General features: G+C 39.4%; 24 protein-coding genes, 1 pseudogene and 1 other annotated feature. Of the genes and pseudogenes, 7 read left to right on the forward strand and 18 right to left on the reverse strand.

Annotated elements, in window-relative coordinates; all coding sequences use genetic code 11:
* Nucleotides 1-7: 7 nt before the first annotated feature.
* Entirely contained in the window at nucleotides 8-1,186 is a 1,179-nt protein-coding gene (locus tag HMPREF2984_RS00590; protein ID WP_070670012.1) for a galactokinase, read from the reverse strand.
* A gap of 241 nt (nucleotides 1,187-1,427) precedes the next feature.
* On the opposite strand from HMPREF2984_RS00590, the gene HMPREF2984_RS00595 reads away from it, so the two are divergent.
* Entirely contained in the window at nucleotides 1,428-2,429 is a 1,002-nt protein-coding gene (locus HMPREF2984_RS00595; RefSeq protein ID WP_059220790.1) for a LacI family DNA-binding transcriptional regulator, read from the forward strand.
* A gap of 2 nt (nucleotides 2,430-2,431) precedes the next feature.
* A complete protein-coding gene (birA, locus tag HMPREF2984_RS00600) occupies nucleotides 2,432-3,367 on the forward strand; it encodes a bifunctional biotin--[acetyl-CoA-carboxylase] ligase/biotin operon repressor BirA (protein ID WP_049533826.1) in 936 nt (311 codons plus the stop codon).
* 61 nt (nucleotides 3,368-3,428) lie between these two features.
* Here birA and HMPREF2984_RS00605 read toward each other — a convergent pair whose 3' ends face one another.
* The 14 genes from HMPREF2984_RS00605 to HMPREF2984_RS00670 form a co-directional block, all read right to left on the reverse strand.
* Complete coding sequence (locus HMPREF2984_RS00605; RefSeq protein ID WP_003036787.1) at nucleotides 3,429-3,845, reverse strand: YjdF family protein; 417 nt, start codon at nucleotides 3,843-3,845, stop codon at nucleotides 3,429-3,431.
* 231 nt (nucleotides 3,846-4,076) lie between these two features.
* The gene (locus tag HMPREF2984_RS00610) at nucleotides 4,077-4,271 is read right to left on the reverse strand and encodes a DUF3272 family protein (protein ID WP_003024260.1); all 195 of its coding nucleotides are present in this window, start codon (nucleotides 4,269-4,271) and stop codon (nucleotides 4,077-4,079) included.
* Nucleotides 4,272-4,309: 38 nt separating this feature from the next.
* Nucleotides 4,310-5,974, reverse strand: coding sequence for a DNA polymerase III subunit gamma/tau (gene dnaX / locus HMPREF2984_RS00615; RefSeq protein ID WP_070670014.1), 1,665 nt, complete (start codon nucleotides 5,972-5,974; stop codon nucleotides 4,310-4,312).
* Nucleotides 5,974-6,471 carry a GAF domain-containing protein gene (locus HMPREF2984_RS00620; RefSeq protein WP_070670016.1) on the reverse strand — a complete coding sequence of 166 codons (498 nt, stop codon included), beginning with the start codon at nucleotides 6,469-6,471 and terminating at the stop codon, nucleotides 5,974-5,976. The genes dnaX and HMPREF2984_RS00620 overlap by 1 nt, the downstream gene beginning before the upstream one ends.
* A gap of 66 nt (nucleotides 6,472-6,537) precedes the next feature.
* Nucleotides 6,538-7,161: an SAP domain-containing protein gene (locus tag HMPREF2984_RS00625; RefSeq protein ID WP_049533870.1), complete on the reverse strand. Its 624-nt coding sequence runs from the start codon at nucleotides 7,159-7,161 to the stop codon at nucleotides 6,538-6,540.
* A 554-nt stretch (nucleotides 7,162-7,715) separates the two neighbouring features.
* The gene (locus HMPREF2984_RS00630) at nucleotides 7,716-10,337 is read right to left on the reverse strand and encodes a pneumococcal-type histidine triad protein (protein ID WP_070670018.1); all 2,622 of its coding nucleotides are present in this window, start codon (nucleotides 10,335-10,337) and stop codon (nucleotides 7,716-7,718) included.
* 8 nt (nucleotides 10,338-10,345) lie between these two features.
* A complete protein-coding gene (locus HMPREF2984_RS00635; RefSeq protein ID WP_070670020.1) occupies nucleotides 10,346-11,269 on the reverse strand; it encodes a metal ABC transporter solute-binding protein, Zn/Mn family in 924 nt (307 codons plus the stop codon).
* Nucleotides 11,270-11,411: 142 nt separating this feature from the next.
* Nucleotides 11,412-12,137 (reverse strand): tRNA (guanosine(37)-N1)-methyltransferase TrmD, encoded by a 726-nt coding sequence (gene trmD, locus HMPREF2984_RS00640; RefSeq protein WP_049533869.1) that lies wholly within the window; start codon nucleotides 12,135-12,137, stop codon nucleotides 11,412-11,414.
* Nucleotides 12,127-12,645: a ribosome maturation factor RimM gene (gene rimM / locus HMPREF2984_RS00645; RefSeq protein ID WP_049533813.1), complete on the reverse strand. Its 519-nt coding sequence runs from the start codon at nucleotides 12,643-12,645 to the stop codon at nucleotides 12,127-12,129. The genes trmD and rimM overlap by 11 nt, the downstream gene beginning before the upstream one ends.
* Before the next feature lie 196 nt (nucleotides 12,646-12,841).
* On the reverse strand, nucleotides 12,842-13,210 hold the full coding sequence (rplL, locus tag HMPREF2984_RS00650; protein WP_003024225.1) for a 50S ribosomal protein L7/L12: 369 nt from the start codon (nucleotides 13,208-13,210) through the stop codon (nucleotides 12,842-12,844).
* 70 nt (nucleotides 13,211-13,280) lie between these two features.
* Entirely contained in the window at nucleotides 13,281-13,781 is a 501-nt protein-coding gene (rplJ, locus tag HMPREF2984_RS00655) for a 50S ribosomal protein L10 (RefSeq protein WP_070670021.1), read from the reverse strand.
* Nucleotides 13,782-13,819: 38 nt separating this feature from the next.
* Nucleotides 13,820-13,954 (reverse strand) — a sequence feature (ribosomal protein L10 leader region).
* A gap of 145 nt (nucleotides 13,955-14,099) precedes the next feature.
* Nucleotides 14,100-14,951, reverse strand: a complete 852-nt coding sequence (locus tag HMPREF2984_RS00660) for a MerR family transcriptional regulator (RefSeq protein ID WP_049533782.1) — start codon at nucleotides 14,949-14,951, stop codon at nucleotides 14,100-14,102.
* Nucleotides 14,952-15,242: 291 nt separating this feature from the next.
* Nucleotides 15,243-16,124, reverse strand: a complete 882-nt coding sequence (dapA, locus tag HMPREF2984_RS00665) for a 4-hydroxy-tetrahydrodipicolinate synthase (protein WP_049533780.1) — start codon at nucleotides 16,122-16,124, stop codon at nucleotides 15,243-15,245.
* A 54-nt stretch (nucleotides 16,125-16,178) separates the two neighbouring features.
* Nucleotides 16,179-17,255 carry an aspartate-semialdehyde dehydrogenase gene (locus HMPREF2984_RS00670; RefSeq protein WP_057489689.1) on the reverse strand — a complete coding sequence of 359 codons (1,077 nt, stop codon included), beginning with the start codon at nucleotides 17,253-17,255 and terminating at the stop codon, nucleotides 16,179-16,181.
* Between the two features lie 347 nt (nucleotides 17,256-17,602).
* On the opposite strand from HMPREF2984_RS00670, the gene HMPREF2984_RS00675 reads away from it, so the two are divergent.
* A complete protein-coding gene (locus tag HMPREF2984_RS00675) occupies nucleotides 17,603-18,295 on the forward strand; it encodes a YoaK family protein (RefSeq protein ID WP_049533776.1) in 693 nt (230 codons plus the stop codon).
* A 194-nt stretch (nucleotides 18,296-18,489) separates the two neighbouring features.
* Here the strand turns inward: HMPREF2984_RS00675 and HMPREF2984_RS00680 are convergent, their stop codons facing one another.
* From HMPREF2984_RS00680 to HMPREF2984_RS00690, 3 genes and pseudogenes are all read right to left on the reverse strand, one after another.
* The gene (locus tag HMPREF2984_RS00680; RefSeq protein WP_049533859.1) at nucleotides 18,490-19,143 is read right to left on the reverse strand and encodes a DNA alkylation repair protein; all 654 of its coding nucleotides are present in this window, start codon (nucleotides 19,141-19,143) and stop codon (nucleotides 18,490-18,492) included.
* 1 nt (nucleotide 19,144) lies between these two features.
* A pseudogene (locus HMPREF2984_RS00685) lies at nucleotides 19,145-19,686 on the reverse strand (N-acetyltransferase family protein).
* 106 nt (nucleotides 19,687-19,792) lie between these two features.
* On the reverse strand, nucleotides 19,793-21,463 hold the full coding sequence (locus HMPREF2984_RS00690; RefSeq protein WP_049533774.1) for a formate--tetrahydrofolate ligase: 1,671 nt from the start codon (nucleotides 21,461-21,463) through the stop codon (nucleotides 19,793-19,795).
* 137 nt (nucleotides 21,464-21,600) lie between these two features.
* Between HMPREF2984_RS00690 and HMPREF2984_RS00695 the strand changes: the two genes are divergently transcribed.
* From HMPREF2984_RS00695 to HMPREF2984_RS00710, 4 genes are all read left to right on the forward strand, one after another.
* Nucleotides 21,601-22,293, forward strand: coding sequence for a phosphopantothenate--cysteine ligase (locus HMPREF2984_RS00695; protein ID WP_057489691.1), 693 nt, complete (start codon nucleotides 21,601-21,603; stop codon nucleotides 22,291-22,293).
* Nucleotides 22,290-22,841, forward strand: a complete 552-nt coding sequence (gene coaC, locus HMPREF2984_RS00700) for a phosphopantothenoylcysteine decarboxylase (protein ID WP_003029349.1) — start codon at nucleotides 22,290-22,292, stop codon at nucleotides 22,839-22,841. Before HMPREF2984_RS00695 ends, coaC begins: the two co-directional genes overlap by 4 nt.
* The gene (locus HMPREF2984_RS00705; protein WP_003024201.1) at nucleotides 22,825-23,388 is read left to right on the forward strand and encodes an ECF transporter S component; all 564 of its coding nucleotides are present in this window, start codon (nucleotides 22,825-22,827) and stop codon (nucleotides 23,386-23,388) included. The genes coaC and HMPREF2984_RS00705 overlap by 17 nt, the downstream gene beginning before the upstream one ends.
* A 179-nt stretch (nucleotides 23,389-23,567) precedes the next feature.
* Nucleotides 23,568-25,286, forward strand: coding sequence for a phospho-sugar mutase (locus tag HMPREF2984_RS00710; protein ID WP_049533769.1), 1,719 nt, complete (start codon nucleotides 23,568-23,570; stop codon nucleotides 25,284-25,286).
* The last annotated feature ends 176 nt before the right edge of the window (nucleotides 25,287-25,462 follow it).

Raw genomic sequence — 25,462 nt, forward strand, 5'->3', positions numbered from 1 at the left:
CGCTCGCTTAATCCAATACGCGACTGCCACCAGCAATTTCAGCAATATAGAAGCTCGGTGCATAACCTACGACTTCTTCATATTTTTGACCAACATTTTTTTGAAAAGCTTCCACTGCGTCTTTACGAACCAAAGCAATGGCACAACCGCCAAATCCTGCTCCTGTCATGCGAGCGCCCAGCACTCCTTCTTGCTCCCATGCAGTATGAGCCAAGGTATCCAACTCTAATCCTGTGACTTCATAATCATGTTCAAGTGAGACATGAGATGCATTCATTAAGCGACCGAATTTTTCCAAATCGCCAGCTTGCAATGCAGCTTGAGCTTGGAGTGTCCGTTGATTTTCCAACACAGCGTGACGAGCGCGTTTGAGTCGATTTTCATCTTGAATTAAGTAGCTGTATTCATCAAAATCCCACTCATTTAATTCACCCAAGGTTGCAATAGAGAGTTTTTGCTTTAATTCCTCTACTGCTTTTTCACACTCTGCACGGCGTTCATTGTATTTGGAGTCTGCTAGTTCACGACGCTTGTTTGTATTCATGATGACAACCACATTGTCTTTAAGATTAAGCGGCACTAACTCGTATTCGAGCGTGTTCGTATCTAAGTAAATTGCCCGTTGATCTGCTCCCATGCCAATGGCAAATTGATCCATGATACCAGAATTAACACCGATAAATTCATTTTCTGTTTGTTTACCAATTTTTACTAAATCCAAACGATCTAATTTTAAATCAAACAGTTTCTCTGCAATAATTCCTGTCAATAGTTCCAATGAAGCTGATGAAGATAGGCCTGAACCATTTGGGATATTTCCAAAAACATAGATGTCCATTCCTTTGTCAATGACATACCCCGCCTTTTGCAAGAAATGAAGCACACCTTTTGGATAATTCGTCCAATTATGCGCTTTTTCAAAACGAAGATCTTCTAGCGGCACCTCAATAATTCCCTTATCTTCAAAATTTGCTGAGTAAAAACGAAGTAAATTATCGTCACGCTTGCGCGCTGCCCCATAAGTTCCTAATGAAATAGCTGCAGGAAAGACATGCCCGCCGTTGTAATCGGTATGCTCACCAATCAGGTTAATGCGACCTGGTGAGAAGAATGTATGATCTGCTTCTGTTCCAAAAATTGTTGCAAAGTTTGAACGCAATTGTTGAGTTGAAAGAGTTGTTGACATAAAAAGTCTCCTTTTATTTTGTTAGGTCTTGTAACCGTTTTATCATTTTTATTATAAAACACCATTAGTAAAATTTCAAGTATTTTAGTAAATTTTTACCGGAATTTTATCAATCAAGTTGTAAGAAGTATTACTCACCAACTTTTCATAGTAAAGTTTAGGAAATTTACTAAATATTTTTGTATTTTACTAATTTTTAAGATATAATAGACATATTCTTTAAAGAAATTAGGAAACAATCATGGCAACGATTAAAGATATTGCAAAAAGTGCTGGTGTCTCTCCAGCAACTGTATCGCGCGTTTTAAATCACGACCAATCTATGTCTGTGAGTGACGAGACTCGCCAAAAAATATTTGACATTGCAGAAGAATTAGAATACAAAAAAACAAAAAGAGGAAGCAATCGCAATTCTCAAAACCGCAGAATTGCGATTGTGGAATGGTACACAGAAGAGGAGGAACTAGACGACCTCTACTACTATGCTATCCGAATCGGCGTAGAGAAAAAAGCCCAAGAGTTGGGTTATGATGTTATGCGCTTTTTCAATAATGAAGAATTAGAACAGCTCGTTCAAGTTGACGGTATCGTTGCGATTGGAAAATTCAGCCCTCAAAAGATAAAGGAGTTGGAACTCCACACAGAGCAGCTTGTTTTTATTGATAGCAATACGCTTGCCTATGGCCATAGCTGCGTCACAATAGACTTTGAAAATTCTGTTATAGCTGTTCTTAATCACTTTTTAGAAAATGGGCACCGGCAAATTGGACTGCTAGTGGGGCAAGAACAAACTTCTGACAAAACCACTACCTTATCTGACCCACGCTTAGTAACCTTTAAAAATTATCTAACTGAAAAGCAACTCTATCAGGAAAAATACGTCAAAATAGGAAACTTTTCATCTGAATCAGGTTATTCTATGATGAAAGAATTGATTGAAAATTTAGGTGAACAACTTCCAACTGCATTTTTCATGGCAAGTGACGCCTTAGCTGTTGGTGCTCTTCGAGCACTTCAAGAAGCTGACATCCCTGTACCAGATCGTGTTAGTTTGATTGCTTTTAACGATACATCTATCGCCAAGTACGTCTATCCACCACTCAGCACGGTTACTGTCTTTACAGAAGAAATGGGCAGACAAGGCTTGCAACTGCTGCACGAGGAATTTCAACATGCTGAACTAACCATTCCTCGTATGGTAACACTTGCTACCACCCTAACCCTTAGAAAGAGTAGCTTATAGAAATGAAAACATACGAAATTTTATTTGACATTTTAAGTCGAGAATCTGACTATATCAGCGGTGAAAAATTAGCACAGGAGTTAGGAATTTCACGCACTTCTATCTGGAAAGCTATTCAGCGTTTGGAAAAAGAAGGGATTCGTATTGAATCCATAAAAAATAAAGGTTATAAACTCATCTCTGGTGACTTGCTGATTACTAAAAAAATAGAAGAAGCTGCTCCCATCCACGTTTCCTTCAATCCAAACTGCCAATCCACTCAGTTAGATGCCAAAGCTGGTATTGAAGCTGGTAAGCCTGCCAATACGCTCTATCTTGCTTCCTATCAATCAGCTGGTCGTGGACGCTTTGGCAGAAATTATTTTGCTCCAGATCAAGGCGGGATTTATATGTCCCTTCATCTGAAACCCAATCTCCCTTTTCAACAAATTCCCGCCTATACTATCCTGACTGCTGGAGCCATTTATAAGGCTATTAAAGACCTCACTTTAATGGAAATGGACATTAAATGGGTCAATGACATTTACTACAAGGGCAAGAAAATAGCCGGCATTTTAACCGAAGCTATTACTTCTGTCGAGACGGGCTTAGTCACTGATGTGATTATTGGAGTGGGCATCAATTTCGCAATCTCTGATTTTCCGAAAGAGTTAAAAAATAGGGCTGCCTCTCTCTTCCACGAAAAGCAACCTATCACACGCAATGAACTCATTGCTGAAATTTGGAAAGATTTTTATGAATGTGAGCCAGACGAGCTGATTTACCTTTACAAACAACACTCCCTTGTCTTAGGTCGGACGGTCACTTTTTGCCAAAATGACAAAGACTACAAAGGAGTTGCCAAGGAAATATCAGATACCGGGCAGCTATTGATCCAATTAGATACCGGACAAGAAATGTGGCTAAACAGCGGTGAAGTTTCTTTAACAAGTTGGTAAATAAAAGAAGGAGATAAATTGAATAAACATCAACTTGTCTCCTTCTTTTTTCGGCACAAAATCAATGACCTTTGTGCTTTTCTTTGCGTTTTTGCTGTTTTAATTGGAATTTTCTATTTTGCATATATTCTTTTTGAGCTTTCAATCTGGAACGTTTAGCTTGTTTATCTAACTCTTGTTGCAGTTTTAGTGCATCTTGTGATTTCGTTGAGCGTTTTTCACGCTTCATTTCTTTTTTTGCTAATCGCTGCAAGCGTTTGGGATTTGCACAATGTCTTTTTTTCTTTAGTGCAACAGCCGGGCTAAATTGTAGTTGTGAAAACTTCTGATTAACAAATTCCAAAACCTCGTTCATTTGGGGCTCAACTCCAAATGTCACCCGACAAACGGACAAACCTTGAGCATTTTCTTGCTCAAATAGGCCATAATAAAAGCCATTTTCAAAGTATATGGTCAATTCTAATGAAACATGTTCCATACAGCATCCTCCTTAAATACATTACAAAGAAGGGACAACCAAGGAGGAGGGTTACTGATAGTCGTGACCTACTTCAATTGTCATTAGAAAAACAAATCTAGCCTGTCACGAATATGTTCGGACTACCAACCGAAACTGTGTTTTTATCTTTGCACTTTTATTTTACAGCAAGCAGAATATTTTTTCAAATTGAAAAGAAAAGGTTGAGGATTTTCGCCCCAACCTTTCTTGTTATTTTTTACGTTTGATATGTTTGTCAATTTCGTCCACTATTTTACCCATGACATAGCTCACCTGTAAATTGCGAATCACTAGAAGCGCCCAGAAAACGGCAAATAAATAGTGTCCTGACATCATTGCTTCGTTAAAAAAATACGTTTCAATTGCTGTGAAAAAAGCTGTTGTAAGAAATTGTTGTCTTGTCATGATTCTATTATAGCACGAAACAGCAGAAAAATCTAAATTCAGTCCTCTTGAACGGTAATTTTTTCCGCTAAGAAATCAAATCCTTCTGGAATGACTGTATTCTCTTTTTCTTCAGCTTGTGGTGCGTTTTCTCCACGCGCTTTAGCCGAAAATTCAGCCCGAATCTCTGTCCAATCTGTCATAGAAACCGCCAAGATGTCTGGTGAAAATCCAGCAGCATTGCTTAATAAATTCCCAAACATGGTGTTGAGATTTTCCCGTTTCATGGTTTGTTCTGCATTAAAGCTTGACTCAAATGCAAGAATAGCGTGGTTTTCGTTAGCTGCGACGGGTTGTGAGCCGACTAAAAGTGCCTTATCTGCTCCGGCTAAACTTTCAATAATTTCTCCCCAAGCATTCTGCAACTTGGTTAAATTACTGCGAGCCAGGCTAGGATTTTCAACTGCTTCTTGCAGAATGGCATTCACTTTATGGCGGTCTACTCGATAACCCTTGCTTGTTTTGGCTGAGCGTGTTGCCTGTACTGGCTTACTAGGTGCGGAACTTGACTGCAAACTTGCCAATTGATTTTTAAGCTGGCTGATTTCTTCTTTGAGCGTTTCTATCTCGCCTGCTATATTGGAGGGTAATTCTGCTTTATCTTGCCCTTCTGCCAGTCGAATGGTCATCATTTCTGTATAAATCTTGGGTTGCAAGCTGTTCTTGATTTCCGCAAGGCTCTTCGTTGCAATCTCAATCAACTCAAACAATCTTTCTTGCGGAGTCTTGAGGTTTTCTAAAAAGCTTTCACTCGTATGCGTATTTTCTCCACCCGTTTTAATGATGAGCAAATCTCTAAAATATTGCAGCAGGTCTGTGACAAAGCGAGCCATATTTTTGCCGCTGTCGAATATGACATCAAGATTTTTTAATGCCACTGACGTATCATGCGCTAATACAGCTGCTACATACGCGTCTAATGCTCCTAAACTGATAGAACCCGTGATTTCTTCAGAAATAGCCGTTGTCAGCTGATTGTCTTGAGTCAAGCTGAGGGCTTGGTCCAAGATAGATAGGGCATCTCGCATACCACCTTCTGCTCGTCTTGCAATAATCTGCACCGCTTCATTTTCAAAGTCAATATTTTCTTGCTGCAAAATCCACTCAATATGCTCTACAATATCTTTGGTCTTAATCGACTTAAACTCAAAGCGCTGAACACGCGAGAGAATGGTTGCTGGTATTTTATACAACTCTGTCGTTGCTAAAATAAAGACGACATTCTCTGTTGGCTCTTCCAAAGTCTTAAGAAGCGCATTAAAAGCGCCCGTTGAGAGCATGTGAACCTCATCAATGATATAAACCTTGTGTTTAGCTAAGCTAGGAGCGTAAGTAGATTTGTCACGAATATCTCGGATTTCATCTACACCATTATTGGAAGCCGCATCAATCTCGATGACATCTTCTAGGCTTCCTTCGGTAATGGCCTTACAAATATAGCACTCATTACAAGGCTCGCCGCCCTTTTGGTTGGGGCAATTCATGGCTTTGGCAAAAATTTTGGCTACACTGGTCTTTCCTGTTCCTCTAGGACCTGAAAAGAGATAAGCATGACTGATTTTATCTTGCTCAACTGCCTGCCGCAAGGTTGTCGCCACGACTTCCTGCCCGACTAGCTGACCGAAGGTTTGGCTTCTATATTTTCGATATAAAGCTTGATACATTAGGCTTTGTCTCCAAACATTTCAAAATTCCAACTTGTTTTCTCTAGTAAGAGAGCCACAAAATTTTCCAAATATTCTCGATCAATCTCATCGTAATCCGCTACCAGATGAGAATCCAAATCCAGCACTCCTATTAATTGGTCGTTTTTGACCATTGGCACCACAATCTCACTACGTGCCCTGCTATCACAGGAAATGTAGTTACCATACTGGGTAACATCTTCGACGATCACCGTCTGCCGTTTGGCTGCTGCTTCACCGCAAACACCTTTTCCTAAAGCAATGTGCACGCAGGAAACGCCCCCTTGAAAAGGACCTAACACCAACTCGTTTCCGTCATAAAGATAAAAGCCAGTAAAGACAGAATGAGGCAAGGCTTGGTTTAGCAGAGCAGAGCTGTTTGAGAGATTCGCCAACGCATTGCTTTCGCCTTCTAGTAATGCTTCAAGTTGTGCTAAAAGTAATTGATAATTTGAAATTTTTTCTGATTGATTCATACTTTCTATTATATCAAAAAAAACAGCCTCGTGACTGTTTTTTCGCAAGTGGGCAAATCATTCTTCTTATTTCCTTTTCCAATACATAGAAATATCATCCCAAAAGTTCTTTACTAGCTGCTGGTGATAGACTTTAGGAGCGGTTGAATGTTTTACTTTCTGCCAAAGAATAGCGGCAACTTTTAGTTTAGGCTGAAAAGAAGCATTGCTTGTGTCAGCGCAGAAATCTTTGACAAATTGATTCCACTGACAGCTAGAAGTATCATATTGAGCATAGCTTGATTGTCCTTGATAAATCGCTATCATATCTCGCAGTGTGAATTCAACATCTTTTTCTGCTTTTACCTTTCGCCAAGCTGCCGCCATGTCCGCTGTAAACTTGAATGAACTGCTACCCATCTGCTGAGCGAAAAACTCCCGAAATCGGGTATTAAAGGCAAAACCACAAGTAAGTAAGGGCGTGTCTAAAGTAAGCTCTACATCTTTCTCTTTCTTAGTCTTTAAACGGACTTTCTTTTGAGCAACATTCCCTGCAAAATATTGTTTGATTTGTGCTTCTAGCTCTTTTTTGACCCCTGAATGCTCCTTCCCCAATCGTTTGCAAATGTCTGCCAATTCTGCACGATACCAATAATATTGAGAAAACTCTTGATAAGTCTTTATCGTTGTAAAATCCGGTCTATCCCACATGATGTGTTTCCCTTCCCTCTTTTTCATAACCTATTATACCACCAATAAAGTCATTCCTCAAAAATGATAGATTTGTTAGTTTATAAAAAGTCGTTCGAGGGTCGGACGAAGTGAATTAGTTTTAATTGAGACAATCCGACCCTCGGATGGAGTGAATCTCTTTTGGTTGAAGTAATCTGACCCTCGGACGGAGTGAATCTCTTTTGGTTGAAGCAATCCGACCCTCGGACAGGATAAATTAGTTTTGGTTTGTTCTATTCGCTCGGCGGACAGAATGAATTCCTTTTGGTTTGGCTTGTCTGCTCGGCGGACGAAATGAAATCATTTTGTTTTGTCCTATCCGCCCGGCGGACGAAGTGAAATCATTTTGTTTTGTCCTATCCGCCCGGCGGACAGAGTAAATTGCTTTTAGTTTGTCTTATCCGCTCGGCGGACGGAGTGAATCTCTTTTAGTTTGTCTTATCAGCCTGGCGGACAAGATAAAACTTCCCTTTATAAACATAGAATAACAAAAGAGCTGGAAAGTCAATTTCCAACTCTTGAGGGGTGCATTATTAAGAAACCAATTCTCCTGTGAGTACATTGATAGACTTGACAGTTCCTGTCGAATCAGTATAGCTGACTGTCTTGTTTTCAGGATGATAGGTAAAGTTTTCTAAGCTCAAACCATATTTAAAAGCAATGTTAATCAGTTTTTTTCGGAAATCTTGCAGAGACAATCCATAGCTTGCTGCGCGTGCCTTTTCAGCTTCTTCTTCAGCATTAACTGTTGGTTTTTCAGTCCCTTCTGAATTTTCCTTTTCATCATCTACCTCTTTACTTGCAGAGTCGTCTTTCTTATCTTCTGGCTCTTCATTTGGTGCATAGTTCTTTCCGTTATCTGATTGATTTTTCTTACCATGCTGACTAGAATTACCAAAACCATTGTCAGAATGCGGACGGTCTTCTGGATGAGTGACGTAATATTTCACGGTCGCAAGGAAATCTTCCATGCTGTAGCCGTCAGGTGCTTTGTAAAGTCCTTGATCAAACCAAGAAAGAGAGATATTATGATAATGGTCATAATGCGGAATAATCAATTGACCATTTTTATAATCAACGACATAAGCTGTATGATATGGCATTGCCTCAACAGGTACCTTTTTAGCCGGTGTCACGCGTTCATAGATTGATTGCGCACTTTCTTTTTGAGGTTGCTTTGGATCAGTTTTAGGCTTGTCTTCTTTCTTTTCATTCGGAGTTTTTGTTTTCAGATACTCTTCCGTCGCCTTACGCTCAGATTCTGACAAATCTTTCTTAGGAATATAATGGCTGTGTGTCATGTGTGGCGCAGTGTAGCCATCTCCCTCATCCTTAATCACATCATGCGGATCAAAGATATAACCATCTGATGTCGCATAACGACCTGCAGCTTTAGCTAGCGCAACTTCATCAGCCGTATAAGCAATTTGAGAATTTGCTTTACCTGCGCGGTCAGGGTGCTGTACCTCACTTGACAATTTCAAAACCTTATCCAATAAGGCAAGCTTATCCACATTCGGATTGGCAGCCTGTTGCATGAGGTCTTCAACCGTTGCCAGTTGTGCTTTATCCCCTTTGCTTTCAAGCGTTTGACGAATTGGTGTTAAGACTTTCTTGAAAGCAGCAACGATTTCAGCATTTTTCTTTGTCAGTCCCGCTTGTGTTTCCGGTTCAACCGCCTTGACGATTTCAGACAACAAATCTTTCACTTTTTGAAGCACTGTTGCTTTTTCTTCTGTTCCAAGAGTGAAGCCAGATTTGATACCAGCGAGTTGCTCTTCAAAGCTTGCCTTTTGACTAGCATTTGTCACCTTACTCATCAAACTTTCAGCCTTATTGATAAAGGTTTGAATCTGTTCATCCGTCACTTCTGTCTCAGATGGTTCTTCTTTTGGCTTTTCAGGCTCTTTGCTTGGCTCAGTTTGCTTGCCATCATTAGGTTTGTTTGGCTGTGTTTGGTCCTTGCCCGTATCTTGGTTCGGTTTACTTGGGTTTGTCTGTTGATTACTTTGACCAGCTAGCTTTTTCGCTTCTGAATAGTCCGTACCAGGAACAATCATCCGCGAAATTTTTTCTTCTAGTGGCGACATTTGACTATAGTAAATGAAATGATAATGATTACCATGTGGCACTGCCACCCCACTAGAAGATTTTTTAGTAATCTGTGCCGGGTCAAATATCAAACCATCAGATTCCACATGACGTTGGTTTAACGGCATCAAGTACAGTTGTTTTAACAGATTGATGATTTCTTGATGAGCAGATGGAGTATTCTGATGACTTGGTTGTGATGGCTGCGCATGATGATTATTGCCCTGATGAGTCTGTGTTCCCGGCGTTGATGGTTGGTAATGGATAGAAGGTAGTGTAGTTCCGCCATTTGATGGTCTTGATGGCGTTGGACTTGGACTCGGAGTTGATGTCGTACCGCCAGATTTGTGTTTATTGTCCCAATAGCTCTGAGCAGCAGCTAACTCACTAGGAGACAAATCTTTCTTTGGAATATAATGGAAATGATTACCATGCGGTACGATGAAGCCATCTCCAGTATCTTCTATCACATCTGTCGGATTGAAGACATAGCCGTCATCCGTCGTATAACGACCTTGCGCACGAGCTTCTTTGACAGCTGTTGTTACAGCACCACCTTTCGCTCCCTTATGGCCTTTGCCACTATATTCTGCCCTTTGGCGAGCAATTTCTTCTTTTGTACGAACATTACTGGTATGATTTGGATCTTTCAAGTAAAGGTAATATTTCCCATTTACCTTGATAATGTAGCCATCTTTCACTTCGTTGATAATATCAGACTGCTGCAAGGTATAGTTTGGATCCCGCATAATCAGCTCTTCACTGATAATCGCATCATAAGGGACTTTCCCATTATAATAGTGATAATGATCACCGTGAGAAGTTACGTAACCTTGGTCTGTAATTTTGACAACAATCTGTTCCGCATTGATTCCTTCTTTTGCACTCACTTCATCAGGCGACAAATTCTCTGCTTGCTTGCCCTTGTTTGCTTTAGATTTTCCATTTACATAAGCAACACGGTTATTTTCCTTGCTAGATACTGTCTGATGACGCCCCAGCTCATAGCTACACAAACTTAAGACAACAACTGCAACAGAACCGATAAGATATTTTTTCTTCATGATTCTCCTCATTTTTTCAATTCTTTTGCCAATGTCGCTAGATTGGCTTCTAGATTTTCAAGATAAGTATGATTATTTTGCGGATCAGCTTCCAAAGGATTTAATTGTTTTAGTTTAACGCCTGTAGATTTGACCAAAGTTTTCGCAACTTTTGATGACGCATTGCTTTCCACGAAAATTGTTTTGACCTTGTATTGTTTCACAAACTCTTCGATTTCTGTCAGTTGGCGCGGACTTGGTTCTTGTTCTGGTGAAATCCCAGCAATCCCCAATTGGGTCAATCCAAATCGCTTTGCCAAGTAAGAAAAGGCCGTATGCTGCGTCACAAATGTTTTTTGTTTCGCTGCTTTGAAAATCGGCTGATATTTTTTAGTCAACTCTTTTGCCTTAGCTGCCAGCTCTTTCGCATTTTTTTGATAGGTTTCTTTATTTTTACTATCAATCTTCGAAAGTTTATCAGCGATGATTTGCGCTTCTTCTGCTACTTTTTCTGGGTCTAACCATGTATGCGGATCGTATAGAGTCTTTTCATCCACTCCCTCACCAGTAGCTACATCTTCTAATCCCGGTACGCGCTCCAGCTTCATCCCTTCTGAAGCTTCAAGCACCTTCACTTTGGATTTTTTTAGATTTGGATCCAATTTTCCTGCCCATGACTCTAGTGTATGAGAATGGTAAACAAAGACATCCGCATCATAGATAGCAGCTACATCATTCGCCGATGGCTCAAAAGAATGAATTCCCGTGCTTGACTGAATCATCCGAACATCATTCAAATCGCCTGATACTTCTTTGACCATAGCATAAATCGGATAAAAACTTGTTACAATTTTCATTCCCTTGCTCTGCTTTTTGCTACCTGCACCGCACGCTGTCAACAACAAAGTCAATCCTACCACAAAAATAGAAAATAAATATTTCCTTAATTTCATATATCACTCCTTAACTAGTATTTAACCAGTTCATTAACTGGTTAATATGATACCATGATAGAAATTAGCTGTCAAGAATTTTTTATCTGTTTTTTAACAATAATAAAAAAGCTTTCTAAATAACATTAGAAAACTTTTACTCTTACCAATCGCTTTTTTCTTTACGAATCTCTTCCAGCATTTCAGTTTCTTCGGCTGTTAATTCATATTTTTCTAATAAATCTGGACGACGTTCATAAGTCTTTTTCAAACTCTCATACAGACGCCATTTTCGAATATTTTCATGATGACCACTCATCAAAATATCTGGCACAACCATTCCACGAAAATCATAAGGGCGCGTATATTGAGGATATTCTAAAAGACCTGATGAAAAACTGTCATCAGTATGACTAACTTCCTTACCAAGAACTTCAGGAATCAGCCGTACTGTCGCATCGATTATCGTCATAGCAGCCAATTCTCCACCTGTTAAGACATAGTCTCCAAGCGAAACTTCGTCCGTCACCAACCTTTTAATCCGCTCATCGTAGCCTTCATAATGCCCACAAATAAAAATCAATTCTTCTTCTTGGGAAAGCTCTTCCGCATAGGCTTGATCAAAAGTACGACCAGCGGGATCTAACAAAATAACCCGTGGTTGCTTTTTTTCAATCGCATCATAAGCATCAAAAATCGGTTGCGCTCTAAGCAACATTCCTTGACCGCCTCCATAAGGCTCATCATCAACATGTCGTGATTTCTCTGCATTTTCCCGAAAGTTATGATAGTGAATCTCTAGCAATCCTTTTTCACGTGCCTTACCAACTATTGAATGCTCCAGCGGGGCAAACATCTCCGGAAATAATGTTAAAATATCAATCTTCATCATCCAGCCCTTCCGGAATTTCCACATCTACTCGATTATTTTCAAGATCAATATTCAGCACAACAGGTGGAATATAAGGCAAGAGTAAATCGCGCTTACCTTTAAGCTTTACCACCCAGACATCATTGGCACCCGGCTGCAAAATTTCTTTAATGGTTCCAATCAAAATATCCTGTTCATAAACATTTAAGCCAATAATTTCATGATAATAAAATTCGCCCTCATCTAAATCCGATAAATCTTCTTCAGCCACTTTCAAAGTAAAATCACGATATTTCTCAATGTCATTGATATGGTACATTCCTTTGAATTTGATAATATCAAAATTTTTCATCTTACGATGACTGGCAATTTCCACATTCATGACAAAATTATCTTTCTTATCAAAAAGGGCCAGCATACTTCCCTTTTTAAAACGTTCCTCTGCAAAATCCGTCACCGATAGTACACGCATTTCACCTTGCAAACCTTGCGTATTTACAATTTTTCCAACATTATAATAGTTCATTTTCTCTCCAAATACTAGCATTATCCTATTTATTCTATCATGAATAAAGGGAATTCTCAAGAAAACAAAAACCCCACCAAGATAAATCCTTAGTAGGGTCATTGGGGAATGACATCATTCCTCTAATTTTAAATCGCCTTAAGCAACCTTAAAACCTTGATTTATTAGGCTTCCGCAATCAAATTGCGGTACTCTATTATTTAAGAGTAACAGAAGCTCCAGCTTCTTCCAATTTAGTTTTGATTTCTTCAGCTTCTGCAGTTGCAACACCTTCTTTAACAACAGTTGGTGCTCCGTCAACAAGTTCTTTAGCTTCTTTAAGACCAAGACCTGTGATTTCACGAACAGCTTTGATAACGCCGACTTTCTTGTCGCCTGCTGCAGTCAACTCAACGTCAAATGAATCTTTTGCAGCGGCAGCTTCACCAGCACCAGCAGCAGCTACAGCTACAGGAGCAGCTGCAGTTACACCAAATTCTTCTTCGATAGCTTTTACAAGGTCGTTCAATTCAAGGATTGAAGCTTCTTTAATTTCAGCAATAATATTTTCAATGTTCAATGCCATTGTTATTTCCTCCAAATATATTTCATTAGTTTAAAATTAGTTTGTAGCATAGGCTACGCGCAACTTAACATTAAGCCGCTTCTTCTTTGTTGTCTGCAACCGCTTTGACTGCAAGAGCAACGTTGCGAACTGGCGCTTGAAGTACAGATAGTAGCATAGATAGAAGTCCTTCGCGGTTTGGAAGAGTTGCAAGAGCAACAATTTCTTCTTTAGATGCAACCGCACCTTCAATAGCTCCACCTTTAATTTCAAGTGCATCAGCTTCTTTAGTAAAATCATTGATGATTTTTGCTGGTGCTACAACATCTTCATTTGAAAATGCAACAGCAGATGGTCCAACAAACGCATCAGCAAAACCTTCAAGTCCAGCTTTTTCAGCTGCACGACGTAAGATTGAGTTTTTAATGACTTTATACTCAACTTCGCTTCCACGAAGATTACGACGAAGAACTGTGTCTTGTTCAACTGTAAGACCACGAGCATCCACAACAACGATACTTGCAGCTGCTTTCATTTTTTCAGCAACTACATCAACTAGTTCCGCTTTTTTAGCAATACTTGCTTCACTCATTTAGTGTTTCACCTCCGTAATTATTTTGCTTGGGGAATTTTTCCAAAAGAAAAACGCGCCCAAACCTAGACACGAAAGTACAATACGTTTCTTTTACATGATCCGTTTTGTCCTCGGTAGGATCTTTATGAGTCGAGCTCCCCTACTGTCTTAGGCAGTTTTTTCAAACCATTAATGATTGTAACATAAGAAAAAAAAGATTGCAAGAGTTTTTGATAATCTTTTTATAATAAAGTGAAAGTCTATCCTTTGGGGTAAGCAGATACATTAAATTTTTGAAAAAAGCACCAGCTCACTCGGAGTAGATGCCTTATACTCTTATAAATCTCTAGCCTTCAAATATTGCTCGTTTGTAATAAGCGTTTTTTTGTAATACTGATTATAACTCTTACTAAATTTCCTTATTAGTGGAATTGCTATTTCATAATATTTATTGTCTAACATAAATGTTTGTAATTTATCTTGAATTGTTTTCATAGGACTATTTTTATAATTGTCGCTATTTTTATAATCTTGATATTGAGCTATAATATTCTTATTTTCTGTTAGCCACTTTTCGGCATTTTCTATTGCTTCAATTTTTGACGCATTAACTTCTTTTAGTACTTTCATATCAAAAGCAGAGCTTACTTCTTCAATATAATCTTGTTCTTCTTTACTAAGGTTAAAAGAAGGAAGGCTATCTAGATAGTTAACAAATTTTTTATAAGCTTCTTTTCCATCCTCTCTTAAATGTTCATTCAAAAATGGCTGGTATGCAGAAAAAATTAATTGTCCAAAATGTCCTGGAAATATTTTTTCCAATCTCTCATAAATACTTTCTTCTGCTTCGATCAAAGCTATCTTATCATCAATAAGAGTCTGGCTTTCTTTCTTAACGATTAGCTCAATAACCTCTCTCCTCATTTGTTCAATATCCAGCTGATGTTGTTTTCTTCTAAGTATGGAAGATAATGAATTCCCATTTGAAGATAAATATTCTTTTATCTCAGATACACTAAGCCCAACTTTTCTAAATAAAGATATCTTACTCAAGATTTTCATGTCTTCTTCGCTATAATCTCGATAACCATTTTCTAATTTCAAAGGCTTAATCAATCCTTTTTCCTCGTAGTACTCAATTGCTTTTCTGGTCAAACCAGTTTTATTTTGAATTTCATTTCTCAACATGATGCACCACCTCCTCAATTAGATAATACCCCAGCCCCTAACGGACAGGTCAAGCCCTTTATTTAATATTTTCTCGTAATATCCGGTGATGAAAAACATAATTAATGGAGACATCCAACTGAAATCTCAACAGAATCGCTGGTAAATAAGCCTTTACAGGAATACAAATAACAGCATTCATCCTCATCAAAGGCATTAGATGCCAAAGTCCTCCGTAATGAAAAAATTAACTACTTCACAATAAATTTTGACAATATCTTTACGACTTTTTAGAAATCTAAAATGCTTATTTCAATCTTCAAAAAATGGAAGAATAGAGGCTTTTTCTTTCTCTGTACAGGCAACAAGCGGGAGGCGGAGTGGTCCGACTTCAAATCCTTGAGAATTTAGCACAGCTTTAAGTGGTGCTGGGCTTGTCACAGAAAAGAGAGCTTCTATTTTTGGTGACAGCTGACGTTGAATCTGAGCAGCTTTTTTCAGATTGCCCTCATCTAAGGCTGAAAACATTTCATAAAAATCATCACCATTGGTATGAGCCGCAACAGATATAACACCCTGTGCTCCAATTGCCTTTGCATGAAAAGCTTGTCCGTCTTCCCCAGTATAAATTAGAAAGTCCTGTGGCGCGTTTTCAACCAAATGAGTAAGAGTATCTATACCCGTACAGTCTTTGATAGCAATAATATTTGGCAACTGCGCCAAGCGCAAGGAAGTTTCTACTGTCAAACCAGCAACCGTTCGGCTAGGAACATTATAAACGATGACTGGCAGATTTGAAGCTTCCGCAATCGCTTTATAATGCTGATATAGACCTTCTTGAGTCGGTTTGTTATAATAAGGAGTCACTGCAAGTCCGGCAGCAAAACCACCAAATTTGTCAACTTCACGCGCGAATTCAACTGAATCTCGAGTATCATTTGTACCAATTCCGGCTATCAGCGGAACTCGCCCTTTTACAATCTTTTGAACTACTGCAAATAATTCCAGCTCCTCTTCATGCGTCAGAGTTGGGCTTTCGCCTGTCGTTCCTGCGATAATCAATCCTTCTGTATGATGCGCTAGAAGGTGTTCAATCAGCTTAGGAAGAGCCTCAAAGTTAATGCTACCGTCCTCTTTAAACGGTGTTACAAGTGCTGTTATGATTCTTGCTTTTTTTAAATCTTCTATAGACATAACTATCGTCCTCCTAGCCTGCAAAATACAACTATACGAATATTATCTCACATTTTACTTCAATTTGAAAATGACCTCCGCTGTTGGATGGACCAAGCCACGTTCATGCAAAGTCTCAGCGATTTGAACAGAATTCCAAGCAGCACCTTTAAGCAGATTGTCTGAAACCACCCACATATGGATGCCTTTTTCAGCGTCCAAATCCTTGCGAATTCGTCCCACGAATGTCTCGCGTTTTCCGACAGCATTGACAGCTTGAGGGTAGACTTGATGAGCAACATCATCCTCTAATACTGCTCCTGGGAAGTTCGCAATAGCTGCTTTGACCTCTGCGATGGGTGCTACTTCTTTTGTCTCGATGTAGACAGACTCTGAGTGCGCTGAAAGAACAGGGATACGAACACAAGTAGCAGAAACCGCAATCGTGTCATCTTCCATGATCTTCTTGGTTTCATTGGTCATCTTCATCTCTTCGTAGGTGTAGTCATTGTCCGTAAAGACATCGATTTGGGGAAGAGCATTAAAAGCAATCGGATAGTGCTTCTTGTCGCCGCCAGAAGGCAAAATCTCAGCCTTGACATCACGCGGATTGACTCCGTCATTTAAGACCTCACGCAGTTCACGCTGAGTCTCAAGAATAGCTCCCATACCAGCACCGGACACAGCTTGATAGGTCGATACGATAATGCGCTCCAAGCCCCATTTCTGACGAACAGGTTCCAGCGCCACCATCATCTGGATGGTGGAACAGTTAGGGCAAGCAATAATCCCGTTATGAGCATCAAGTGCATGAGAATTCACTTCCGGTACCACCAGAGGCACATCAGGATTCTGACGGAAATGAGAGGTATTGTCAACGACAACAGCTCCTGCCTTAACAGCGTAAGGAGCATACTTGGCAGACGTTGAGCCACCTGCTGAAAAGAGAGCGATATCTACACCTTCAAAGGCAGTTTCCGTTGTTTCTTCAATTGTGATGTCTTGGTCTTTGAATTTCAAAACTTTCCCAGCAGAACGAGCTGAAGCCAAGTAGCGTACTTTCTCAATTGGAAGACTTGATTCTTCCAGCATTTTAATCATTTGAGCTCCAACGGCACCTGTAGCACCAACCACAGCAACTGTATATCCCATAACATACCTCTCTGAATTTTCAAAAAATTTGTGTATTGCTGGTATTATACTACTTTTCTAAAGAATTGAAAAGACTTATAAGAAAAAAATCCCCACTAAAAAGTAGGGATTGAGGGCACTTTCGTGTGATGAGCAGGTTCACACAACTCATCAAGGTCCGCTCCTGCGTATATGACCTCCCATGCTCAATATGTGGCTTGCGCCACTTATCGACTCATCGCATATCTAGCATTCTACTATAGAAAATCCTAAAAGTCAAACTATTTTTTATGAGAGATTTTCTAGCTTATCAATATTTGAAATTGGTGTCTTAAAAGAGTAAAATAATTTTAGGAGGATAAAAAGTTATGGATACAACAAAACAGCCTGTCCTTATGCCTCAGGATACGAGAATAATGGCCCTCTTACTTGGTGCTGTAGGTGGCTGCCTTGATGTTTTCTCGCATATGCAATTTAGTACGCTAATCGCAACCCAAACAGGGAATATTCTTTTAATCGTAGCCAATTGGGATGGACCAACCGTAAAGACTGCTTACCGTATCCTTTCGCTTATCTTTTTTACCTGTGGCTTTGTCTTCGGTATTCTACTTAAGGAACGGGCGCAAAGTTCACATTGGCGTACTTGGGGGGTCTTACCATTGACTCTCACGACTTTCCTCTTTCCTTTCTTTCATTCTCATTATTTTATCTGGGTGATATTGCTTGCAACCTCTACCGGAATGGTCATGCTAACTTATACAGGCTCAAAAATCGAGTCTTATCCCTATATGATTATGATGACTTCAGGAAACTATCGGAGAATGGTCACTGCTTGGTATGAGTATATTCGTTTTAAAGACCGTAGACATATTATTAGAAGGCAAGCGGCTAATTACTCTATGATTGTCGCTAGTTTCATCGGCGGTGCTGTTTTTACTGGTTTTCTCACACGCTTCATTCACCAATACGCTATCTGGACAGTCACCACTATTTTGACGATTATTATCATTCATTATACCAGATACAATCATATACATCACTTAGAGCAAAAAAATATCTAACACTCAATGAAAATCGAAAAGCAAACTAGGAACTAAGTAAGACAAAAAACCGAACCAATCCTCTTGGGTAATGCTCACAAAGAGAATTGGTTCGGTTTTTGCTAGTTCATCAATACTTGCCTGCGATATTTCATTTATCAATCCTCTTCATCAGTTTTTAACTACTGATGGAAAAACTTCCTCATCTATCAATCTCACAAATACTTGCTTCCTTCTTTAATGCTGAGTCTGCTCAGTTTATCCTTGTATTTTTCGATAAACTCCAGCACCCAGTCGGGATTGGTTTTAGAGTAGTCTCGCAGAGCCCAGCCGATGGCCTTATTGATGAAAAACTCGGTTTGATTAAGATTATTAATCAGGATTTGCTCCAGCAGCTGGACATCCGTTTCTTCTTTTTGAAGCAATTGATGCTCGATAGCAATTCGGCGCAACCAGAAATCTTTATCCCTGCTCCAATCTAATACTATTTTCTTTGTCTCAGGATAATGCAAACTAATATAGCCTACCGAGCGACACAAAAAGTCAATTGTGTCCCACCATGGCTTTGTTTGTGCTAATTTCTTTATCTTTGGCAAATCGCTTGGTGTCAAAGCTTTTTGTTTCAGTTGCAAATAATCCAGCACCACATATTGCATTTCACGATAGGGATTGTCCCAAGCCTGATGGATAAATTTCCAATCAATTGCAAGACTGCTATTTTTCTTAAAAAATACCTTGGAAAGCTTTCGTCTAACAGGTGTTTTGACCCCTAAAAACTCGAGCTGGTCTTTCATGTATGCTTTCATGTGAATAGCATCTTCAGGGTTTGCTACTTCTTTTAATCCTTGGAAAATATCTTCTACTTTCATATTACCATTCACTTTCAACATTCATATCTTTGAATAATTTAATTGGTCTTGCTGGTTTATCTAAACTCTTCTGCAACCAAACTGTATCATGCCAACAGCCAAATTTATAGCCGATTTTTGGGAATGCGCTACTTGCTGATAACCACGTTTTTTATGGAAAGAAATACTAGCGTCATTCGGCAGAGCAATACAAGCTAGAAAATGAACAAACCCTTGCTGTTCAAGAATTTCTTCCAATTTGTCATAAAGCTGCTTCCCAATCCCTCTACCGCGATTCTCATCAGCTACATAGACCGACAGTTCAACAGCCCAGTTGTATGCCTCTCGACCATAATAAGTCGAAGCATAAGCATAACCTAGAATGACTCCCTCTTCTTCAGCCACCAGATAAGGATACCTTTCCAATGTCTTCTCAATCCGGTCAGAAAATTCCTCCACCGACGGAACATCATACTCAAAAGTAATGGCTGTTTTCTCCACATAAGGCGCGTAAATAGCTACAAGAACAGCGGCGTCGTTTTTATTTGCTAATCTGATGTTCATCATCCGAACCTTCCTTTCTTCTTATTACTTTCATAAAAATGAAGTATATCACCATGTATATTTTACCAAATTCAAAAAGAAAAGGCTCTCTCGAACCTTTTTCGTTTTAAAATAGTCCAATAGCTGTACCATCTGGTGCGACATCCATATTAAGGGCTGCTGGGCGTTTTGGCAGACCTGGCATGGTCATAACATCACCGGTCAGGGCTACAATAAAGCCTGCACCCAATTTTGGAACGACTTCACGGATAGTGATTTCAAAATCTTCTGGCGCTCCCAGAAGCGTTGGATTGTCTGAAAAACTATATTGGGTCTTGGCCATACAAATTGGTAGCTTATCCCAACCGTTCTTGACAATTTGAGAAATTTGAGTTTTGGCTTTCTTTTCAAAATTGACTTTTGTTCCACGATAGATTTCCTTGACAATTTTCTCGATTTTTTCTTCGATAGACAGATTGTTGTCATAGAGTCGGCTGTAGTGAGCAGGAGTCTCTTCAATCGTTTTAACCACAGTTTCAGCAAGAGCTAGACCACCGTCAGCTCCGTCTGCCCAGACACTAGCCAATTCCACAGGGACATCAATCTCCGTGCAAAGTTCCTTGAGAACGGCAATTTCAGCCTCAGTATCAGAGACAAATTCATTGATAGCCACCACAACCGGAACACCAAATTTACGGATATTTCCCACATGGCGTTTGAGGTTGGCAAAACCTGCTTTAACCGCTTCAACATTCTCAGTTGTCAGATCTTCTTTAGCAACACCACCGTTCATTTTCAATGCTCTGAGAGTTGCAACAATAACCACTACATCTGGAGCAGTCGGAAGATTGGGTGTTTTGATATCTAGGAATTTTTCAGCCCCTAGATCCGCACCAAATCCAGCTTCAGTCACCGTGTAGTCCGCCAAATGCAAAGCTGTTGTCGTTGCCAAAACGGAATTACAGCCGTGAGCAATATTGGCAAACGGTCCACCGTGAACGAAGGCAGGGGTTCCATAAATAGTCTGTACTAGATTGGGCTTTATAGCATCTTTCAAGATGAGAGCAAGAGCACCTTCTATTTCCAAATCTCGAACATAAACAGGCGTCCGATCATAACGATAACCAATAACGATATTAGCTAGACGTTCTTTCAAGTCTTCAATACTTGTCGCTAAACAGAGAATAGCCATGATTTCAGATGCAACCGTAATATCAAAACCATCTTCCCGCGGAATTCCATTAACCGGACTGCCCAGACCGACTGTCACATGCCGCAAAGCACGGTCATTCAGATCTACCACGCGCTTCCAGATAATGCGACGTTGGTCAATTCCTAGAGCATTTCCTTGATGTAAATGATTATCAATTAAAGCAGAAAGGGCATTGTTGGCAGTGGTAATCGCATGCATATCTCCTGTGAAATGCAAATTGATGTCTTCCATTGGTAGAACCTGTGCATAACCACCTCCAGCGGCTCCGCCTTTGATTCCCATTACTGGTCCAAGAGATGGTTCACGAATCGCAATCATGGTTTTCTTGCCTATTTTGTTGAGAGCGTCTGCTAAACCAATAGTAATAGTCGATTTCCCTTCGCCAGCCGGTGTTGGATTGATTGCTGTTACCAGAATCAGCTTACCAACTGGATTCTTTTGTAATTCCTGAATCTTATTAAAAGACAATTTAGCCTTGTATTTACCGTAAAGCTCCAAATCGTCGTAATCAATTCCAACTTTCTTCACTACATCAGCAATCGGCTGTAAGTCAACGCTCTGAGCAATTTCTATATCCGTTTTCATTTGGAATCCTCCAGTTTTGATAGGATTATTATACCAAAAAATAAAGAAAACAAACACTTTCAAAGCTAAACTTCTCAAAAACGTTCGGGAAAGTCTTTTCTATTTACGAATTAAGTTTTTTTGTGTAAAATTTAGTTATGAAACTATTGATTACTTCTGGCGGAACAAGCGAAAAAATTGATCAAGTTCGTTCTATTACGAATCACTCAACAGGAAGACTTGGTACTCTTATTGCAGAGAGTTTTTTAACACAAGGTGATCAGGTCACCTTAATCACTACACAGAGTGCTGTCAAACCTGCTGCTCATCCAAATTTAACCATTCAAATCATTGAAAATGTTCAGGATTTGCTAGAAACAATGCAGTCTTTGGTCAAAATTCATGATGTTTTGATTCATTCAATGGCCGTCTCTGACTACACGCCTATTTACATGACAGGTTTTGATCAAATTACTGCTTCACAGGATTTAACAGAATTTTTGAATAAGACCAATGATCAAGGCAAGATTTCATCAAAAGATGAATACCAAGTACTCTTTCTCAAGCAAACTCCAAAAATTATTAGCCAAGTCAAAAAATGGAATCCCGATATCCATCTAATTGGTTTTAAACTCTTAGTTGATGTTTCTAAGGAAGAACTACTGTCAGTTGCTCGTGCTAGTTTCATAAAAAACAAAGCAGAAATAATTGTGGCAAATGACTTGTATGATATTTCTAATAATCAACATCATGCTTACTTGGTCAAAGAAAATTCTGTCATAGAAGCCAGCACCAAAGAGGAAATCGCTCAACAACTCGTAACACACATTCACGCAAAGGACAATCTATGAAACATATTACTTTAGCTGTTACAGGAAGTATCGCTGCATATAAAGCTGCCGACTTGGTCAGTCAATTGACAAAAGACGATCTAAATGTAACTGTTCTGATGTCTCAAGCAGCTACAAATTTCATTACACCACTGACTTTGCAGGTATTGTCGAAAAATGTAGTACATGCAGACGTCATGGACGAGCCTGCGCCAAACAAGGTCAATCATATTGAAATTGCCAAGCAAACGGATCTTTTCTTAGTTGCACCTGCTTCTGCCAATACAATCGCTAAATTAGCCAATGGCTTTGCAGACAATATGATAACCAGTACCGCACTTGCTCTGCCATCAATAGCTAAAAAAGTGCTGGCTCCCGCTATGAATACAAAAATGTATGAAAATCCAATCACTCAAGAAAATCTATCTAAATTAGAAAAATATGGCTGGCAAATCATTCAGCCTATAGAAACCGTCCTCGCTTGTGGTGACAAAGGAATCGGCGCACTTGCTGATATAGAAACAATTATAAAAAAAGTAAAGGAAATGATTTATGAAGAAACAATCTAATATTGCTCAAATTGCTATCTTTTTTGCGATTATGCTCGTCATTCATCTATTGAGTTCAGTAATATTTAACCTATTCCCTGTTCCGATCAAACCAACGATTGTCCACATTCCCGTTATTATTGCAAGTATTTTATATGGACCAAAAGTAGGTGCTATTTTAGGGGCGCTAATGGGTATCATTAGTCTGGTTACGAACACACTTGTTCTCTTGCCAACCAGTTACTTGTTTAGCCCGTTTGTACCTAATGGGAATATTTATTCGCTCCTCATTGCCCTCGTTCCACGAATCTTAATCGGAGTCACTCCTTATTTTGTTTATAAATATCTTAAAAATAAGACCGGACTTATCTTAGCTGGAACAGTCGGTTCGTTGACAAATACCATATTTGTTTTAGGAGGGATTTTCCTGCTATTCTCCAAAGTGTATAATGGAAACATTCAGTTGCTGCTTGCCTCTGTCATTTCAACCAATTCTATTGCTGAAATGATTATTTCTGCGGTTCTGACAGTTACCATTATCCCAGCACTTGAAAAAGTTAGAAAATAATCACGTGAAAACGTGATTTTTTTATGAAAAAATGCTATAATGAAAACGGTTAAACAAATGCAGAAAGCTGAAAAATTGAGAAAAATGGATATGCTCGTTCCTTTATTAAATAAGCAATGATATTTCCTGTTTTCACTGATTTTTCATAAGCTTTCCTATTTTAAAAAGGAGATTTCGTAATGACTTACCAAGAAAATTTCAAAAAATGGCTTGATTTTGCAGAACTTCCAGACTATCTTCGTAAAGAATTGGATTCAATGGATGAAAAAACAAAAGAAGATGCATTTTATACTAATCTTGAATTTGGTACTGCTGGTATGCGTGGTCTGATAGGTGCTGGTACGAATCGTATCAATATTTATGTCGTTCGTCAGGCAACTGAAGGTTTAGCACGTTTGATTGACGAAAAAGGCGAAGATTTCAAAAAACGCGGTGTCGCTATTGCTTACGACTCTCGCCACTTCTCACCAGAATTCGCCTTTGAATCTGCTGCTGTTTTAGCAAAACATGGCATTAAATCTTATGTATTTGAGAGTCTCCGTCCAACACCAGAACTTTCATTTGCAGTTCGCCATTTAGGAACTTTTGCTGGAATTATGATTACTGCTAGCCACAACCCTGCTCCATTTAATGGCTATAAAGTTTATGGCGAAGATGGTGGTCAAATGCCGCCTCATGATGCTGATGCTCTAACAGCTTATATTCGTGCTATTGAAAATCCATTTGCCATTGAAGTAGCTGATGTTGAAGCAGAAAAAGCATCTGGATTGATTGAAATCATCGGTGAAAATGTCGATATTGAATACCTAAAAGAAGTAAAAGACGTGAATATCAATCAACAATTGATTGACGAATATGGCAAAGACATGAAAATCGTCTACACTCCGCTTCACGGTACAGGTGAAATGTTAGCACGCCGAGCATTTGCTCAAGCTGGTTTTGACTCTGTTCAAGTCGTTGAAGCTCAATGTGTGCCAGATCCAGACTTCTCCACTGTCAAATCACCAAATCCAGAAAACCAAGCTGCTTTCGCTCTCGCTGAAGAATTAGGGCGTAAAGTTGGTGCGGATGTCCTTGTCGCAACAGACCCAGATGCTGACCGTGTGGGCGTTGAAGTTCTCCAAAAAGACGGCAGCTACCGCAATCTTTCAGGAAATCAAATCGGTGCAATTATGGCTAAGTACATCCTTGAAGCGCATAAGACTGCTGGAACACTTCCTGCCAATGCAGCACTTTGCAAATCCATTGTGTCTACCGATCTTGTAACCAAGATTGCTGAAAGCTACGGCGCAACCATGTTCAATGTCTTAACTGGTTTCAAATTTATCGCCGAAAAGATTCAAGAATTTGAAGAAAAACACAATCACACTTACATGATGGGCTTTGAAGAAAGCTTTGGCTACTTGATTAAACCATTTGTGCGTGACAAAGATGCTATCCAAGCTGTATTAGTTGTTGCAGAATTAGCTGCCTACTACCGTTCTCGCGGCTTAACTCTTGCAGACGGAATTGAAGAAATCTACAAAGAATATGGTTATTATGCTGAAAAGACGATTTCAGTTACTCTGTCTGGTGTTGATGGCGCGGAACAAATCAAAGCTATTATGAGCAAGTTCCGTGACAATGCACCAAAAGAATTTAACGCTACTGCTGTTGCAGTCACAGAAGATTTCAAAGCACAAACTGCTACTGATTCTGACGGCGATGTAACGAAATTAACAACTCCACCAAGCGATGTATTAAAATACACACTTACTGATGGTTCATGGATTGCTGTACGTCCTTCAGGAACTGAACCAAAAATCAAATTCTACATTGCTGTTGTCGGAAATTCCAGCCAAGACGCTCAAGCAAAAATTGCAAAAATTGAAGCAGAAATCAATGATTTTGTAAAATAAGCAAAAAGTAAGAAGGCTTTGATTTCTCAGTCTAACTTCTACAATATTCAAACTTCGAGTCTGGGACAAGAGTGTCTCAGACTCGAAATTGTCTTGTAACAAATGACAGATAATTGCTCAAACGCTGCTTTAAGATGGCGGACAGAGCTTTCGAAGTAGGTCTCAAAGTCTTTTCG

It is taken from the genome of Streptococcus sp. HMSC066E07 (genome assembly GCF_001814695.1).
GTDB lineage: Bacteria > Bacillota > Bacilli > Lactobacillales > Streptococcaceae > Streptococcus > Streptococcus hominis.